At 37.1% G+C, this 18,438-nt stretch carries 14 protein-coding genes; 11 read left to right on the top strand and 3 right to left on the bottom strand.

Annotation, left to right across the window (positions count from 1 at the left end):
• The first annotated feature begins 21 nt into the window (after positions 1 to 21).
• From AC6H0V_RS12800 to AC6H0V_RS12765, 8 genes are read left to right on the top strand one after another with little or no spacing between them, the layout of a single operon-like run.
• A complete protein-coding gene (locus AC6H0V_RS12800; protein ID WP_497560579.1) occupies positions 22 to 1,419 on the top strand; it encodes a phenylacetate--CoA ligase family protein in 1,398 nt (465 codons plus the stop codon).
• Positions 1,416 to 2,495 carry a non-hydrolyzing UDP-N-acetylglucosamine 2-epimerase gene (gene wecB, locus AC6H0V_RS12795; protein WP_497560578.1) on the top strand — a complete coding sequence of 360 codons (1,080 nt, stop codon included), beginning with the start codon at positions 1,416 to 1,418 and terminating at the stop codon, positions 2,493 to 2,495. Before AC6H0V_RS12800 ends, wecB begins: the two co-directional genes overlap by 4 nt.
• Positions 2,495 to 3,706: a glycosyltransferase family 4 protein gene (locus AC6H0V_RS12790; protein ID WP_497560577.1), complete on the top strand. Its 1,212-nt coding sequence runs from the start codon at positions 2,495 to 2,497 to the stop codon at positions 3,704 to 3,706. Before wecB ends, AC6H0V_RS12790 begins: the two co-directional genes overlap by 1 nt.
• A 21-nt stretch (positions 3,707 to 3,727) precedes the next feature.
• Entirely contained in the window at positions 3,728 to 4,768 is a 1,041-nt protein-coding gene (locus AC6H0V_RS12785) for a Gfo/Idh/MocA family protein (protein ID WP_497560576.1), read from the top strand.
• 10 nt (positions 4,769 to 4,778) lie between these two features.
• Positions 4,779 to 5,906, top strand: coding sequence for a DegT/DnrJ/EryC1/StrS family aminotransferase (locus AC6H0V_RS12780; RefSeq protein ID WP_497560575.1), 1,128 nt, complete (start codon positions 4,779 to 4,781; stop codon positions 5,904 to 5,906).
• Between the two features lie 6 nt (positions 5,907 to 5,912).
• Positions 5,913 to 6,494, top strand: coding sequence for an acyltransferase (locus AC6H0V_RS12775; protein ID WP_497560574.1), 582 nt, complete (start codon positions 5,913 to 5,915; stop codon positions 6,492 to 6,494).
• A complete protein-coding gene (locus AC6H0V_RS12770) occupies positions 6,491 to 7,423 on the top strand; it encodes an NAD-dependent epimerase/dehydratase family protein (protein ID WP_497560573.1) in 933 nt (310 codons plus the stop codon). The genes AC6H0V_RS12775 and AC6H0V_RS12770 overlap by 4 nt, the downstream gene beginning before the upstream one ends.
• Positions 7,424 to 7,447: 24 nt before the next feature.
• The gene (locus AC6H0V_RS12765; RefSeq protein ID WP_497560572.1) at positions 7,448 to 8,413 is read left to right on the top strand and encodes an MraY family glycosyltransferase; all 966 of its coding nucleotides are present in this window, start codon (positions 7,448 to 7,450) and stop codon (positions 8,411 to 8,413) included.
• A 381-nt stretch (positions 8,414 to 8,794) separates the two neighbouring features.
• Here the strand turns inward: AC6H0V_RS12765 and AC6H0V_RS12760 are convergent, their stop codons facing one another.
• The gene (locus AC6H0V_RS12760; protein ID WP_497560571.1) at positions 8,795 to 9,763 is read right to left on the bottom strand and encodes a helix-turn-helix domain-containing protein; all 969 of its coding nucleotides are present in this window, start codon (positions 9,761 to 9,763) and stop codon (positions 8,795 to 8,797) included.
• A 454-nt stretch (positions 9,764 to 10,217) separates the two neighbouring features.
• Between AC6H0V_RS12760 and AC6H0V_RS12755 the strand changes: the two genes are divergently transcribed.
• Entirely contained in the window at positions 10,218 to 12,152 is a 1,935-nt protein-coding gene (locus tag AC6H0V_RS12755) for a polysaccharide biosynthesis protein (protein WP_497560570.1), read from the top strand.
• 34 nt (positions 12,153 to 12,186) lie between these two features.
• Entirely contained in the window at positions 12,187 to 13,809 is a 1,623-nt protein-coding gene (locus AC6H0V_RS12750) for a gliding motility protein RemB (RefSeq protein WP_497560569.1), read from the top strand.
• 47 nt (positions 13,810 to 13,856) lie between these two features.
• Here AC6H0V_RS12750 and fcl read toward each other — a convergent pair whose 3' ends face one another.
• Positions 13,857 to 14,783 (bottom strand): GDP-L-fucose synthase, encoded by a 927-nt coding sequence (fcl, locus tag AC6H0V_RS12745; protein WP_497560568.1) that lies wholly within the window; start codon positions 14,781 to 14,783, stop codon positions 13,857 to 13,859.
• 66 nt (positions 14,784 to 14,849) lie between these two features.
• Positions 14,850 to 16,778 (bottom strand): 1-deoxy-D-xylulose-5-phosphate synthase, encoded by a 1,929-nt coding sequence (gene dxs / locus AC6H0V_RS12740; protein WP_497560567.1) that lies wholly within the window; start codon positions 16,776 to 16,778, stop codon positions 14,850 to 14,852.
• A gap of 385 nt (positions 16,779 to 17,163) precedes the next feature.
• On the opposite strand from dxs, the gene glyA reads away from it, so the two are divergent.
• Entirely contained in the window at positions 17,164 to 18,435 is a 1,272-nt protein-coding gene (gene glyA, locus AC6H0V_RS12735) for a serine hydroxymethyltransferase (protein WP_497560566.1), read from the top strand.
• Positions 18,436 to 18,438: the final 3 nt, after the last annotated feature.

The raw sequence follows: 18,438 nt of genomic DNA, 5'->3' as shown, positions 1-18,438 counted from the left end.
AGTAAAGTTTGTCACCGCCATATGATTTTTGATAAAATTTATAGTCGTCTTCCAATTTGGCTCCAGAATTTCGCCGTTTCAATTTATGGCTATGGTTGGAACAAAAGAAGATTTGGCGGTGTTTTCAAATCACAAAAAGATCTATTTTTGTCGAGAGAATTTTTCACCTATACAGAGTGGGCCAATTATCAAACAGAAGCACTTAGAAAGTTGTTGAAACACGCATTGGAAACAGTTGAATTTTATCAAAATAACTTTTCTACATTAAATATATCAACTGCTGATTTGGATTCGTTTAAGCTCGAAAATCTCAAAAAACTACCTTTCTTAGAAAAGAACGATTTTAGGAAATACGGAGAAACGACGCTTTTATCTAAGAATTACGATAAAGATGGTACTTTCTTAAGCAGTAGTGGTAGCTCTGGCACGCCAACTAAAATATATTTCAGTAAAAAATTCCACCAGACTTGGCAAGCTGCGCTTGAAACCCGAATGAGGCAATGGGCCGGAGTCTCCCTTAAAACACCAAGGGGCATGATAGGGGGGCGTAGGGTTGTTCCTGATGCCCGTAATAAAGGCCCGTTTTATAGGTACAACTGGTTCGAAAAACAAACCTATTTTTCAGCATATCACATTAGTAAAGCAAACGTAAAAGATTATTTAAACGGAATGCTGCTCAACAAAGTCGAATATATGACGGGCTACGCATTTGCAAATTACGAATTGGCCCTACTTATCGAAAACAGCGGCTTGGTTGCTCCAAAAATGAAAGCGGTAATTACAAGCTCCGAAAAACTAACCACAGAAATGAGAGAGGTACTTTCGAGGGTGTATCAATGCAAAGTGTACGATAGCTATAGTGGAAATGAAGCTTGTGGATTAATTACCGAATCTCCGGAGCACAAACTTCTTTTTAGTCCAGATACCGGAATTATGGAGATTTTGGATGAGCAAGGAAACGAGGTACTCCCTGGAGAAGAGGGCGAACTTGTGTTCACGGGTCTTTTAAATTTTGATCAGCCGCTAATAAGGTATAGAATTGGAGACAGAGCAATTAAAGCGAAAAATCAATTAACTTTGTCGGCCAGACACATGGAAGTGATTGATGAAATATCAGGGAGAATTGAAGATAAAATTGTAACCCGGGATGGAAGGGCTATGGTAAGGTTCCATTCTTTATTCTATGATTTGCCGTATCTTCAAAAGAGCCAATTAATACAAAAAGATTATGAAGGATATGAAATAAATCTGCAGATTGAGGAAGGATTTGATAAAATTGTTGGTGAAGAAATTATAACAAAAAGATTAGAAAGTCAAATAGATACCAATTTGCAGATCCAATTTAACTACTTTGATAAAATACCTGTGGGGCCAAACGCAAAATTTAGAGCTGTAATTTCCAAGATGAATAAGAAATGATGAAAATATTAACAATTGTCGGAGCAAGGCCACAGTTTGTAAAAGCAGCTGCCCTTTCGCGATGCATTGCCAATTATCCAGAAATTACAGAGGTTATTGTCCATACAGGCCAGCATTTTGATGCTAATATGTCTGATATTTTCTTCGATGAAATGGAAATTCCCAAGCCAAATTATAACCTAAATATTCACGGCCTATCTCATGGTGCAATGACCGGCCAAATGTTGGAGGGAATTGAAAATATTATTTTAACTGAAAAGCCAGACCTACTATTGGTTTATGGTGATACAAACTCGACCTTAGCAGGCGCTCTCGCAGCCAGAAAACTACAGGTTAAGGTGGCACATGTTGAAGCGGGCCTTAGAAGTTTTAACATGGCTATGCCAGAAGAAATAAATCGGATTTTGACAGATAGAATTAGCAATTGGTTATTTTGTCCAACAAGTACTGCAATTGAAAATCTCAGAAACGAGGGCTTCGAAGGGTTTAATTGTAAAGTGATCAAGACCGGCGACATAATGGAGGATGCGGCAAATTTTTATGCAGCAAAGGCTGAGGAAAAATCAACGATCATTAGAAAGTTAGAACTTACTGAGAATAATTTTGTACTTGGGACAATTCATAGGGCCGAAAATACAGATGATATCAGTAAATTAACCCAGCTTATTGAAGCCTTTGAAGAAATTAATAAAACAACTAAAGTGATTATTCCACTTCATCCACGAACAAGACAAATTTTAAATAACAACAACATACAACCTAATTTTACTATAATTGATCCCGTAGGTTATTTTGATATGATCATACTCCTAAAAAATTGTGCATTAGTAATAACTGATAGTGGAGGATTGCAGAAGGAAGCATTTTTCTTCAGGAAATTTGGTATCACCACAAGAGAGCAAACCGAATGGACCGAACTTGTAGAAAATGGCTACAATTTTTTGGCGGGAACAAACAAAGAATTGATCGTACAATACGCAGCAAAATTAATTGGGAATAAATTTCCAGAAGCTAAAAACCTGTATGGTAATGGAGAAGCAGCTGTTAACATTTGTAATGCTTTAATTAATAGTTAATGAGCCTCGATAAAAAAACAATATGGGTGATTAACCAATTTGCAGGTAATCCTAGCTCTGGATGGGGCGAACGACATTTTTATTTTGCAAAATATTGGAAAGAGGCTGGGTATGAGGTGAAGATAATTACTGGCTCATTTAATCATATGTTTAATAATTTGCCCGAAGTAAAGGGCAAATACCTGTGCGAAACTTATGATGGCATCGACTTTGTGTGGGTAAAAACCCCACGGTATAACCCACAGTCGGTTGGGAGGTTCTTAAGCATGCTGATTTTCGCCAAAAACGTGTGGCAACTGCCTGTCGAAATATTAGGAGAACCATCTGCAATAATTGTTTCTTCGATGCCTATATTTCCGATATGGCCAGCTATCAAACTAAAGAAAAAATTTGGCGCTAAGTTGATTTTTGAAATTAGGGACATATGGCCTTTAACCCTTCAATTACTTGGCGGCTATTCAAAAAATCATCCGGCCGTACGTTTTATTGGTTGGTTCGAAAAAATTGGCTACCGCAAAGCTGATGTAGTTGTATCCCTATTGCCCAATGCAAAAGAGCATATCGAAGAAATTGCAGAGAAAAGTGTGAATTTTAAATATATTCCAAACGGCATAGACGAAAAGCAACTAGAAGATGAAACACTTCCAGAAGAATTTACTGCCGACATCCCTCCTGGTAAATTCATTATCGGCTATGCGGGTACCATTGGTTTAGCTAATGCCTTGGAATATTTTATATCAGCAGCTGATCTGCTCAAAAACGATGACCGCTTTTTCTTTGTGATCGTTGGTGATGGATATTTAAAAGAGGAATTAAAAAGTAAAAGCGAATCATGGGGCAATGTGCTCTTTTTACCAAAAATTCGCAAGAACCAAGTGCAGCATCTCCTTCAAAAAATGAATATATGTTTTGTAGGTAGAAATGATACCCCATTATTTAAACATGGTGTATCGGCCAATAAATATTTTGATTATATGTTGGCGGGAAAACCTATATTGGATTCGAATAATCTGATCAAAGATCCGGTAGAATTATCTGGGTGTGGCATAATTGTACCACCTAATTCGGCTTTAGCAATTAAAGATGGGATTATTCAATTCTACGAAATGTCTGAATTACAAAGAACTGAAATTGGCGAGAAAGGCAAGCGCTATGTAAAAGAATTTCACAATATAAAAAATCTAGCTCAGCAATATATAGATTTGTTTTAGCGCCTTTATCAATATGAAGATATGAATAAAAATATAAAGTTCGCGGTAATAGGGTTTGGCCATATCGGGAAAAGACATGCTACCATTATTAATGAGTATCAAGGAGCTCGGTTAGAAGCGATCGTAGATATTGATGAATCTGTTAAACAACATGAACTGTATCCAAAAGGGGTACCTTTTTTTAAATCAATAGAAGAATTATTAGCTGCTGCACCTGAAATTGATGTTGTTAATATCACTACCCCAAATGGATATCACTGCACGTATGCACTACGGGCACTAGGGGCTGGTAAACATGTTGTGATAGAAAAACCAATGGGCCTAAACAGGGCAGAGTGCGAAGAAGTAATCTTTAAAGCGCTCCAAATGTCTAAACAGGTTTTTGTTGTAAAACAGAACAGGTATAGTCCACCAAGTAAGTGGATGAAAGAAGTAATTAGCCGTGGTATACTTGGCAATGTACTGATGGTACAGGTTAACTGTTATTGGAACAGAGACCAAAGATATTATAAAGCTGGAGGTTGGAAAGGTACGGCAGCGCTTGATGGAGGTACATTGTTTACCCAATTTAGCCATTTTGTCGACATCATGTACTGGGTTTTTGGAGATATAAAAAATATTAAAACACAGTTCGCAGATTTTAATCATTCAACCAGTACCGAATTTGAAGATTCAGGATTGGTACAGTTTGAATTTATGAATGGAGGTTTGGGTTCAATTAATTTCAGTACTTCTGTATGGGATACCAATATGGAAAGTAGCATAACGGTTGTTGGTTCAAAAGGTTCTTTTAAAATTGGTGGGCAATACATGAATGAGATCGAATATTGCCATATAGAAGACTATGAAATGCCTATATTGGAAGCCACAAATCCACCTAATGATTATGGGCCTTTTAAAGGAAGTGCAGCTAATCATCATTATGTGATAGAGAACGTTGTAAATACATTGAATGGAAAAGATACCATTACAGCCAATGCCTTGGAAGGCATGAAAGTAGTGGAAATTATTGAACGGATCTATGAAACAAGAGATCTTAAGAAATTAAAGCAAATACAATAGGCTTTTATTAATGGAGAAAATAGAAATGGTTGACCTTAAAGGTCAATATCAACATATAAAGACAGAAGTAGATGCCGCTATACAAGAAGTGATAGACAGTACTACTTTTATAAACGGCCCCAAAGTAATAGAATTTAAAAAAGCATTGGAAGCCTATCTTTCTGTAAGGAACGTTATTACATGTGCCAATGGTACAGATGCGCTTCAAATTGCCCTAATGTCTTTAGAACTTAACCCGGGGGATGAGGTTATAGTGCCCTGTTTTACCTATGCGGCTACAGCAGAGGTAATCGAGCTGTTAAAGTTAAAACCCATACTGATTGAAGTAGACCCCCAAACTTTTAATATAACAGCAGCTACCATCGAAAAAGCAATAACTTCTAAGACCAAGGTTATTATCCCTGTTCATCTCTTTGGTCAGTGTTCTGACATGGAGCCAATTATGGAGTTGGCAGAAAAGCATGATTTATTTGTAATCGAGGATGCAGCACAGGCAATTGGTGCAATCTATACTTTTGCAGATGGCACAAAAAAAGCTGCGGGCACCATTGGTCATATTGGGTGTACTTCATTTTTTCCATCAAAGAATTTAGGATGTTACGGAGATGGGGGCGCAATTTTTACGAATGATGATCCACTAGCAATCAAACTTCAACAGATCGCTAATCATGGTCAATCTAAAAAATATTACCATGAGGTTGTGGGTGTTAACTCAAGGCTCGATACTTTACAAGCAGCAGTCTTAGGTGTTAAGCTAAAAAATTTACCTCTTTACGAAGAAAAGAGAAACCAAGCCGCTAATTATTATGATGAACATCTAAAATCTGTCGAATGGCTTAAAACTCCAAAAAGACAATACAATTCTACACATGTATTTCATCAATATACAATCCTTTTAAATGGAGAAGTAGATAGAAAGGAATTAAAAGACCATCTTGAAAAAAAGGGTGTGCCATCAATGATCTACTATCCCATGCCCTTGCACTTCCAGGAAGCCTTTAAACAGGAACACTTAAAAGAGGGAGACTTTCCTATTTCAGAAAAACTGTGCAGAAACGTACTATCTTTACCAATACACACCGAAATGGACGAGCGACAATTGGATTATATTGTAAAATCTGTTCAATCATTTAAATAGTATTTTATGGATAAAAATTATTTTGCACATGAAACGGCGATTATAGATGAGGGTTGTAGTATTGGAGATGGAACAAAAATTTGGCATTTTTCTCATATCATGACAAATTGTATTCTTGGCGAAAGTTGCAATATTGGTCAAAATGTTGTAATTTCTCCCGAAGTCGTACTCGGAAACAACGTAAAGGTTCAAAATAATGTGTCTATTTATACGGGCGTTAGCTGTGATGACGACGTATTTTTAGGACCTTCGTGTGTATTTACAAATGTTGTTAATCCACGGAGCGCTGTAAATCGTAAACATGAGTATGCTAAAACCCATGTGGGTAAAGGCGCAAGCATAGGCGCTAATGCCACGATTGTTTGCGGTCATGATATCGGTAAATATGCTTTTATTGGTGCTGGCGCTGTGGTAACAAAGCATATTGCTGATTATGCGCTTGTGGTGGGTAATCCAGCAAAGCAGATTGGTTGGATGAGTGAAAATGGAATAAGACTTAAATTTGATCAACAACAGATGGCAAATTGCGAAGAAACTGGCGATAAATATTTCTTAAAAGATGGTCAAGTTACCAAGATTGTGCTATGAGTAATTCAACAACTTATTTATTGAGTGGTTCAACAGGATTTTTAGGTTCAGTTATGATGAAAGGACTCTTAGACAACGGTAATAAAGTTGTTTCAATAGGCCGATCAGCTTCCAATGACATTGTTCAGGACCTTAGCCAATCTTTTTTATTTGATGGCAACGAGCACTTAACTAATGTTGATGCCGTGATACACGCTGCAGGTAAGGCACATTCGGTACCAAAAACCAAAGTGGAGCAGGACCTGTTTTTTGAAGCTAATTTTCTGGGAACGAAAAATTTGTGTACAGCTATAGAAAATTTGAAGGTTAAGCCAAAAGCTTTTATTTTCATAAGCTCTGTCGCAGTATATGGCTTAGAAAGAGGAGTAAATATCGATGAAAATTATCCCCTTAACGGGAAAACAGCATATGCACTCTCAAAAATAGAGGCAGAGAAGTTCTTACACACCTGGGCAAAAAAAAATGAAATTAACCTAAGTATATTGAGGCTACCACTTGTTGCGGGGCAATACCCTCCCGGAAACCTAGGGGCGATGATGAAAGGAATAAGAAAGGGGCTATATCTTAGTATCGGTAAAGCGGATGCCAAAAAAAGCATGGTGTGGGCCGATGATATTTTGTCGATCATCCCTAAGCTAACAAATATTGGGGGCGTTTATAACCTCTCTGATGGCTACCATCCTACATTTGCAGAACTGGAGAACGCTATTGCTTTTTCTATGGGGGTAAAATCGCCAACCAGAATACCGTTGTGGACAGCAGAATTTTTGGCATTTATTGGTGATTTTTTAGGACGAAAAGCCCCTTTAAATACACGAAGGCTAAAACAAATTACTTCAACATTAATATTCAGTGATTCTAAGGCAAGAGATTTGCTGAAATGGAATCCAAATGTTGTAGTCGAAAAAATAAATACTTTAAACCATTAATTAAAATTCAAGCAGACTTTGGCTATGGTCTATTATTATTTATTATTATTTCCTCTTTTTTTAGTATTGATGCTGGGCTATTTTCGGATTGCAAAAAAGTTCAATATTGTTGATACACCCAATCAACGAAGTTCCCATACACGTCATACCATTAGGGGAGGTGGTATTATTTTTCCTTTATCGGTTGTGGCTTATTGTGTGCTATTCAACAATGTAGATCATATCTTGTTGCTTGGAATGATTTTGATAGCTCTGGTGAGTTTTATAGATGATATTTTTACACTGCCCAACTATTATAAATTCTTGATACATCTAATTGCAGTTTCGTTGCTTTTAAATGCGTTGGATGCGTTTATTAAACTACCACTTTGGCTAGTGCCGGTTACTTATATTCTTGTTATTGGCTTTATCAACGCCTATAATTTTATGGATGGTATAAATGGAATAACAGGCTTATATAGCCTTATTGCTCTGGGTACCCTTTTTTATTTGAATAACATAAAGCAATTCGTTGACCCTAATTTTATCGGAATAGCTATGTTGGCCTGCATTACTTTCTTGTTTTTCAATTTTAGAAAACAGGCAAAGTGTTTTGCTGGGGATGTAGGAAGCATAAGTATTGGATTTTTGATCATCTCTTTATCAATCATGCTTATCTTTATAACACATGAATTGAAATATATCCTATTTTATTCTGTTTATGGGGTAGATACCGTATTAACCATCATACACCGATTGTGGTTAAGGCTTAACATCTTTTCGGCGCACCGGCTGCATCTTTATCAACTTTTGGCTAATGAACGTAAGATTTCGCCACTTTATGTTTCTACTTTGTATGCCCTGCTCCAGCTGTTAATAAACGCGATAATTATTTGCTCTTCCCTAAATTTTCTTGATTTATTTTTGGTGATAAATTTACCGCTCTGTTTATTATATATCTTTACAAAGCGTAATCTAATGAAGTCTTACCAATCCACTAAACTGGCTTAATGGAACTCATTATGGTAGTAAAATATCAAATTATTGATGAGTTGACCTTAGATAAACGGTATAGCCACATCTACTGCACCTGTAGCGTTTTAATTTTATAAAAAAAATCAGGTTTTTTACGATAGGGCTTCTTTTCAATCGGATATCTAATTCTCCTATCTTACAACTCGGACAATCTCTATAAGTCTTAGTTTGATTTAGCCAATCTTTTGTGGAAGTTTCCATGCCGACTTAATTTGACGTACCATTAGGGATATTTGTTTAAACAAATATATTGCTTAAATAAAATTTGATGGAAATAATGGCTTATAAGTAGTCCATTTTTATAAATCAGGACTAGATTCTGGTATATTTTCAAAACCAAACGACAAAAAACATGTTTCACCGCGTAAATTTTGCCGCATATGCCGCTGGTGTTAGGCCAGTGTGGTTTTTAAATGCAGCAAAAAACGCACTTCTTGAAGAAAATCCACCTTCATTACCCAGTGCTTCTATTTTTAAGTGTTTCCACTCCTTTTTATCCTGTAGTTTTTGCTTAATATAATCTACCCTGTACGTATTTACGAAAGAATTAAAACTTTGCTTATAATAGAAATTTAAGAGGTAAGATAATTGATGTACGGCTATGTTTAAATCATTGGACATATGAACTAATTTGAGACCCGGCAGTTTAAACGCCATTTTTTCGATCATATAAGATTCTACTAATTGCTTCTTACCACTAAGATCATCTAGTTTGCTCGCTTCTTTTTCCTTTAGGATTTTATACAAGGTGGGTGGGGTGATATCCAGAAAGTCTGCAATATATTTGGCGGGGATGCGATTGATATGATGGTGAGGAAAAGTGGCAAAATAATAGTCGCATTTCTCCCGAGCAGTGCCCATCCTAACCACTGTTGAACGTTCGTTTGCGTCTTTATAAAAAATCTCTACTATCTTTCTGATAATGATATTCATATCAAGCGAAACCTCTAAGATGTTTAGTAAAGCTTTTGCGGGCAGACCAATTAAATGTGAATCTTCTGCTACATATAAAGACTCGCCTGAAGGTTGTTGCCCATACATGCCCGAGATGGAAGAAACCGAATCCCCATCTGTGCAAATGAAAGTAGTGAGGGTCTTGTTTTTTCTGGGAGTGTGGCCAATAACTATTCCTTCGATAATAAAATAAAAATGCTCACATATTTCACCATATTTAATTAAGTAAGTGCCTTTTTTTACCTTAAGGTCAAATAATTGAGACTTAAATTCATTTTGAAATTCTTCTGATAAAGGATGGAAGCCAAGTAAATAATTTAACACCAGTTCGGCATGTACAGGCAGTGGTGCAAAGAGATTTTCTCGTTTCACAGCATGAAAATAATTATGAATAGTTGTTGTTATCTGTAGGCTTGAGCACTAGGGTTTAATTAAATTATTCCCACAGCTAATGTAATAATTATATTTAATTAATTATCAGCAACTTATGTTAATTTTAATTTAGTTATCTGTAGTATATCAGCACCTGGTTGATAATTACCTGCGTATTAGTGCGGATATTTGTAGTGATGAAATATATAGGTGCAGGACATGCCCTTACAGCGTTTATGCCTGCCTTAGCCTTACAAATATCAGGATAACTAGTTAGGCCCCTGTAGTGGCATTTATAAATTGACCAATTTGACACCTGCAAAAAAGTACCTTCTGAGATATTAAATAACGATTTTATGGGTATTTTGGCAGAGTTCTTGCTTATTATTTATTAAAGTTTGAATTAAAACTTTAAAATTTATATTAACTTTACAGAAATTAAGCTTATCGAATCTTGTTTACTAAAATAAATATAGTTCCTCGCTGGATTATCTTCATATTGGATTTAGGTGCGTGCATTTTATCCCTTACGATTGCTTATTTTTTAAAATTTAATCTAGACCTTACTGACCTTAATTTTATTGAATTTAGTAGAAATGTACTGATTTTAACTCTAATCAATTGCATTGTATTCTTTAATGTTAAAACTTATTCTGGTATAATTCGATATACTAGTGCCCAGGATACCTTCAGAATCCTATTCGCCGTTTTAATCAGTAATGGTATATTCTTCTTCTTAAATCTTGCCATTATTGCTTTTACCCAACAAGCCTATATTTCTAATACAGTAATCATTGTAAATGGCCTAACAAGCTTTTTATTCTTGATTACCTATAGGGTTATGATCAAATACTTTTTCTTGTACATTAAAAACCTCAATTTAGATAAAAGAAAGGTGATTATCTATGGTGCTGGAGAAGCGGGTTTGGCTACAAAAAGAACATTCGATCATGATAATAAAGTAAATAAAACCATTATTGCCTTTGTTGATGATGATGAACGTAAGGTTGATAAAACAATAGATGGGATTAAAATCTTGGCGGCGAGCAAGCTTGAGGATTTAATCAAGGAGCATGAGGTCGATGAAATCATTTTTGCTGCTTATACCATCCCAAATGAACGTAAGAACCAAATAGTTGATGTTTGCTTAGAAAATGACGTAGTTGTACTTAATATACCACCTGCTGATGTTTGGGCTGGGGGAAAATTACACACTACGCAAATCCAAAATATCAATATCGAAGAGCTGTTGAACAGGAAAGCCATTCAGATCGATATTGAAGGCATTCAAAAGCAGCTACAGGAAAAAAGGATTTTAATTACGGGTGCTGCTGGATCTATTGGAAGTGAGATTATCCGTCAATTGATGAAATTTGAAACAGGTCTGATCATTTTATGCGACCAGTCTGAAACTGCACTACATCATATCTATCTAGAATTAGAAGAAACAAATAATAATACGAACTTTCATGCTTTTGTGGGGGATGTGAAGGATATGAAAAGAATGGATTATCTTTTTGAAACCTATAAGCCCCATTATGTTTATCATGCTGCCGCATATAAACATGTTCCTTTAATGGAAGATAATCCGGCCGAAGCCATAAAAACAAATGTATTAGGCACAAAAACTATTGCCGATCTGGCCGTAAAACATGGGGTTCAAAAGTTTGTGATGATTTCTACGGATAAAGCCGTGAATCCGACAAATGTGATGGGCGCATCGAAAAGAATCGCAGAAATCTATGTCCAGTCTTTAAATAATTCATTAAATACCAAAGATTTCGTTTTTAGTAATGGATTAAGTTACATCAACGACTTAAATGTAAAACCCATCACTAGATTTATTACAACTCGATTTGGCAATGTTTTAGGCTCAAACGGCTCAGTAATTCCTCGTTTTAAACAACAAATAGAAAAAGGAGGGCCTGTAACCGTTACCCATCCAGAAATCACGCGTTATTTCATGACTATACCCGAAGCATGTAGATTGGTTCTAGAGGCTGGATATATGGGCAAGGGAGGCGAGATTTTTATATTTGACATGGGTAAATCTGTAAAGATTGTTGAATTAGCGAAAAAAATGATCCGCTTAGCAGGATTGGTACCTAATCAGGATATAAAAATCCAGTATTCTGGTCTGCGCCCGGGAGAAAAATTATTTGAGGAATTATTAAACGATAATGAAAATACAATGCCAACTCACCATGAAAAAATCATGATTGGGAGAGTTCGCGAATATGTATTCTCCGAAATTGAGGCTCAGATCTATACATTGCTAAACTATGCCCATCAAAATGATGATAGGCAAGTTGTGATGGCAATGAAAGCGCTAGTAAGGGAGTATAAAAGTAAAAACTCTATTTTTGAAGAACTTGACCATCAATCTTAACTTCAACTACTAACGTTATCAATTTGTATTCCTTATGAAAATTCGCCTATGTTGTTGGTTATTATTTGTGGTAACCTACTCAGTCCAAGCTCAGCAGATTATCCCATATAGTTATAATCAATATCAAAGGCTTAATAAATCATTATACAGCCTGGACACGAGATTTCATACCTCTTTAAAACCTACCATTGGTGATGATACCGTAGTAAGCCGTAAATTAGATTCCCTACTTTCACTTGGCACAGATCAAACTAGAAATTCGTGGGTTACAAGAAAATTGTTTAACGAACATTTAGTTGAAATAAACAAGGAAGATTTTAATGTGTACATCGACTTTTTGCCCGATTTTCAGATTGGCAGGGATATAGAACATGGAATTACCACCTGGTTAAATACACGAGGCTATCAGATAGGCGGTAATATTGGTAAAAAATTTAGTTTTTATAGTAGTGGCTTCGAGAACCAGGCAAGGTTTAACAACTATTTAACCACTTACATCAATACCAATAAAGTAATACCTGGTATTATTAGTGATAGGTTTAAGTTTGAGAATCCACCCCGAAATGTAAAAGACTTTGCCTATGCTACGGCACTTATTAATTACACTGCCAATAAACATTTTACCTTTACATTAGGGCATGATAAGAACTTTATTGGTGATGGCTATCGTTCTTTATTGCTATCTGATGTTTCTGCTGCCTACCCTTATTTTAAAATAACCTCTACGTTGGGCAACGTAAAGTATATGGTAATGTGGGCCCAGTTTCAGGACCCTGTAACGCCATTATTCGATCCCTCAAATCCACTGTATTATTTGGATAATGGATACAAGAGAAAGTGGGGGGCATTTCACTATCTTGATTGGAATGTAAACAACCGTTTAACATTAGGCTTTTTTGATTCTATCATATGGCAGGATAGTGATGCAACTGGCAAAAGAGGCTTAGATGTGGCGTATTTAAATCCGGTTATTTTTTTAAGGACGGTAGAGGGAATGGATGGTTCTCCTGATAATGCGCTTTTAGGTTTAACTGCAAAGTATAAGCTTTTCAGCAATGGAACAGTGTATGGACAACTCGCTTTAGATGAATTTACCGCTAAAAGGATATTCAAAGGTGACGGTTATTGGGCCAATAAATCCGCATTTCAATTAGGAATCAGAGGCTTTGATGCCTTTAAGGTTCCAAATTTAAATTACTTGCTCGAGTTTAACACGGCACGCCCATTCACCTATTCACAAAAAACGACGACCCTAAATTATGGGAATTATGCAGAAGCCCTGGCTCACCCATTTGGTGCCAATTTTAAAGATTTTTTAAGTATTTGGAATTATCAATTAGGAAAATGGGGCTTTTACGCGCAATTAAATTATGCTCAATATGGACTAGACCAAAATGGTGAAAATTTCGGGAAAAATATCAACGAATCCTACTTAACGCGTAAACAAGATTACGGTTATGTTACTGGAGGTGGGCTAAAAACAAATTTCTATTATGCCGACGTTAGGCTTTCTTATGTGTTAAATCCAAAGTACAACTTGAGAGTGGAATTGGGTGGGATCTCAAGAACAGAAAAAAATAGTGTTGGAACTGATCGAACAAGCCAAGTAACATTCGGATTAAGAAGTACATTCAGAAATATTTACCAGGATTTTTAATTGTTTGGCGTTTTATTATCCGGGCTTAATACGTAACGATCCTTCGGCTACTTATCTTTCAGATAGTCCTGATAAGCTAATTTTAACCCTTCCTCTAACCTGATCCTGTATTTCCACCCCAATTGCTGAAGCTTGGTAACATCCATTAATTTTCGTGGGGTTCCATCGGGTTTGCTGGGATCAAAAGTCAATTCGCCCTCATAACCAATAATTTTTTTAATGAGGAGAGCCAATTCTTTTATGGTTAGGTCTTCACCTGTGCCAATATTGATAAAACTAGGCTCATTATAGTTTTCCATTAAGAAAAAACACGCATCTGCCAAATCATCTGCGAAAAGAAATTCTCGCCTTGGCGTGCCTGATCCCCAGATTAAAACTTCTTTTGCATTATTTTTTTTGGCTTCATCAAATCTTCGGATCAGGGCCGGCAGCACATGAGAATTTTGCGGATGATAATTGTCGTTATAGCCGTATAAATTGGTAGGCATAACCGAAATGAAATTACAATCATATTGTGCTCTATACGCATCGCACATCTTGATGCCTGCAATCTTGGCTATAGCATAAGGTTCATTCGTTTCCTCTAGCAATCCTGTTAGCAGATATTCTTCCTTTAAAGGTTGTGGTGCTAGTTTTGGATAAATGCAACTGGAGCCTAAAAACATCAGCTTTTTTACTCCGTTTACGTAAGATTGATGGATTACATTATTCTGTATCTCCAGGTTTTCATATAAGAAATCTGCTCTGTAGGTATTATTGGCCACTATTCCACCAACTTTTGCAGCTGCAAGAAATACATATTCTGGCTTTTCTTTATGGAAAAAATTAGCAACTTCTTGTTGGTTTCTTAAATCTAATTCGCTCGAGTTTTTCGCTATAAGGTTAGTAAAACCTTCTTTTTTTAATTTGCGGAAAATTGCAGAACCAACCATACCATTGTGTCCGGCGATATATATTTTTGAGTGTTTTTCCACTGGATAGTTTTTGGTTTGTGTTTCAATGTAAATCCATCCTTCTGCGGAAGGTTGGCAGGGTTGGCGTTAGGAGGCGATTGTTTTAGTGGTTCTGCTGATGGCTATTTTTTTTACAGCATCAATCAATGCCTCTGTATCATAACCACAAAGCTTCCATAGCTCGGGCTGTTCGCCATGTTCAATCATTTCATCAGGGATACCTAACCGTATGATATTAGCTTTATAGTGATGATCTGCCATAAATTCTAGAACGGCACTGCCCATACCACCTTGCAAACAACCATCTTCTATGGTAATGATGTTGCTATAGCGTTTAAACACCTCATGCAATAATTGTTCATCTAAAGGCTTAACAAAACGCATATCATAATGTGCTGGATTAATGCCCTCACTATTTAATTCACGGCAAGCTTCTACGGCAAAATTGCCCACATGCCCGATTGAAAGAATGGCCACATCCTCGCCGTCACAAATTTTTCGGCCTTTGCCAATCTCCAATGCTTTAAATGGGCGCTTCCAATCGGCCATTACCCCATTTCCACGGGGATAGCGAATGGTAAACGGACCTACGTTTTCTTGTTGGGCGGTAAACATGAGGTTCCGTAGCTCCTCCTCATTCATTGGTGAGGCTACAATCATGTTTGGAATACAGCGCATATACGCTAAATCATAAGCACCATGATGGGTTGCTCCATCTGCTCCAGCCAAACCGGCCCTATCTAAGCAAAAAACTACGTTCAGATTTTGTATGGCAACATCGTGGATAACCTGATCATAGGCCCTCTGCATAAAACTAGAATAGATATTACAGAATGGAACCAAACCCTGGGTAGCAAGGCCAGCAGAAAACGTAACCGCATGTTGCTCGGCGATCCCTACATCAAAAGCCCTATCAGGCATGGCCTTCATCATGATATTTAATGACGAACCAGAAGGCATAGCAGGAGTAATACCGACTATTTTTTTATTGGCCTCGGCTAACTCTACAATGGTATGCCCAAAAACATCCTGATATTTTGGCGGCTGGGGTTTTTCGGGAACAGATTTCTTGATCTCTCCTGTAATTTTATCAAATAAGCCAGGCGCATGCCATTTGGTCTGGTCTTTTTCTGCTAAAGCAAATCCTTTGCCCTTTACCGTTACACAGTGTAACAATTTAGGCCCCGGAATGGCTGATAGGTCTTTTATTATTGAAGCTAATCGTTTTACGTCATGCCCGTCAACCGGACCAAAGTACCTGAAGTTTAATGATTCAAATAAATTGCTTTGATGTAATAAGGTACCTTTTATGCTTTTTTCAATCTTCTTAACATATTTATGGGCATTCGGTCCAAGTTCTGAGATCTTGGTAAGCACTTGAGATACGTCTTCGCGAAAACGATTGTATGATTTCGAAGTTGTGATACTGGTTAGGTATTCTTTAAGTGCACCTACATTTGGGTCGATAGACATGCAGTTGTCATTTAAAATAACCAATAAATTAGAATTTTCTATGCCTGCGTGATTTAAGCCTTCAAAGGCCAGGCCTGCAGTCATGGCGCCATCCCCAATTACGGCCACATGTTGCCTATCTTTCTCTCCTTTATAGTGGGAAGCAACTGCCATACCCAAAGCAGCTGAAATGGAAGTTGAGGAGTGACCTACGCCAAAAGTATCATATTCGCTCTCGCTTATTTTTGGAAAGCCGCTAATGCCATTTATAATACGATTGGTATGGAACTCATCTTTCCTCCCAGTTAAAATCTTATGTCCATAAGCTTGATGGCCTACATCCCAAACCAATCTATCATAAGGGGTGTTTAAGGCATAATGTAAAGCAACGGTTAATTCTACCACACCGAGGCTCGCGCCAAAATGACCGCCATTTACACTTACTACATCAATAATATATTGGCGTAATTCTTGGCAAATCTGCTCTAAATCTTGTTCCGTATACTGCTTTAAATCAGCAGGGTAATTTATTGTAGATAAAAGCGGTCCGGTCTTAACTTTCATGCAAATTTTTAAAATACAAAGTACGGTATTTTGTTTTATACTTTTATCAAGAATTCTTTAGAAAATGATCTCGCAGATGAATAGATATACCGATTATTCATAATTGAACCGCGTTAACGCCCGATAGCTATCGGGAGTAGCGGCATCCTTGCAAGGAGGCTGTTCACATTGTCTTCACAAGATACAGCGGAAAGCGTGTTAAAACACCCAAAACCTTATTAACCACAATGTTATATTAAGGTAATTGAATTATGCAATATTTGATTATTTTTACGGAGAATACTTTCCTCTAGTGAACCCGACATAACTAAAATAGAAGTCAGGCTATTAGCAAATATTTTACGCATAAAAGGCTCCAACTTACAAACCGAAAACAAAATAATAAATGAAACGAGATACTATAATTTTCGACCTTATCAACAAGGAACTGGACAGGCAAGAAAACGGCCTTGAACTAATTGCGTCAGAAAACTTCGTTAGCAAGCAGGTAATGGAAGCAGCTGGCTCAGTATTAACCAACAAATATGCCGAGGGTTTACCAGGTAAACGCTATTATGGCGGTTGCCAAGTTGTTGATGAGATAGAAAATTTAGCTATTGAAAGGGCAAAACAGCTTTTTGGAGCAGCATGGGTTAACGTGCAACCACATTCGGGAGCTCAAGCAAATGCTGCGGTAATGTTAGCAGTAATTCAGCCCGGAGACAAGATTTTAGGATTCGATCTCTCACATGGTGGGCATTTAACGCACGGGTCGCCTGTTAATTTCTCTGGAAAACTCTACCAACCCAATTTTTACGGGGTTAAAAAAGAAGATGGCCTAATTGATTATGCCAGGTTAGAAGAAGTTGCTCTTGCAGAAAAGCCCAAACTAATTATTTGTGGAGCATCAGCCTATTCGAGAGAATGGGATTATGCCTTTATCCGCAAAGTTGCCGATCAAATAGGTGCTTTGGTACTTGCCGATATTTCGCATCCAGCTGGGTTTATCGCAAAAGGTCTATTGGCCAACCCACTCCCACATTGTCATATCGTAACTACTACCACCCATAAAACATTACGAGGGCCAAGGGGTGGAATGATAATGATGGGTAAAGATTTTGAGAATCCATGGGGATTGAAAACTCCAAAGGGAGAAGTGAAAATGATGTCGGCAATACTTGATATGGCGGTTTTTCCAGGTACCCAAGGTGGGCCATTAGAGCATATTATTGCGGCTAAGGCCATCGCTTTTGGAGAAGCCCTAACAGACGAATATTTGGATTATATTAAGCAGGTTGGTAAAAATGCCCAAGCTATGGCAAAAGCATTTGTAGCAAAAGGATATGGAATAATATCTGGTGGAACGGACAACCATTTGATGCTTATCGACCTAAGAAACAAAAACATTACCGGCAAAGTGGCCGAAGGTGCTTTGGAAAAAGCAGATATCACGGTAAATAAAAATATGGTTCCGTTTGACGATAAGTCGCCATTTGTAACCTCAGGAATGCGGGTGGGTACTGCAGCTATAACCAGCAGAGGATTTAAGGAAACCGAAATGGAACAGATCGTTGAGCTAATTGATGAGGTTTTAACAAGTCCGAACGACGAAGATAACCTACAAAAGGTTAAAGAAAAGGTATTAAATTTAGTGAGTCGTTTCCCCTTATATAAATAATAG

This window comes from Pedobacter sp. NO84 (genome assembly GCF_059703915.1).
The sequence above is the reverse complement of the archived record's forward strand: the minus strand, read 5'-3'. Positions and strand labels throughout refer to the sequence as shown.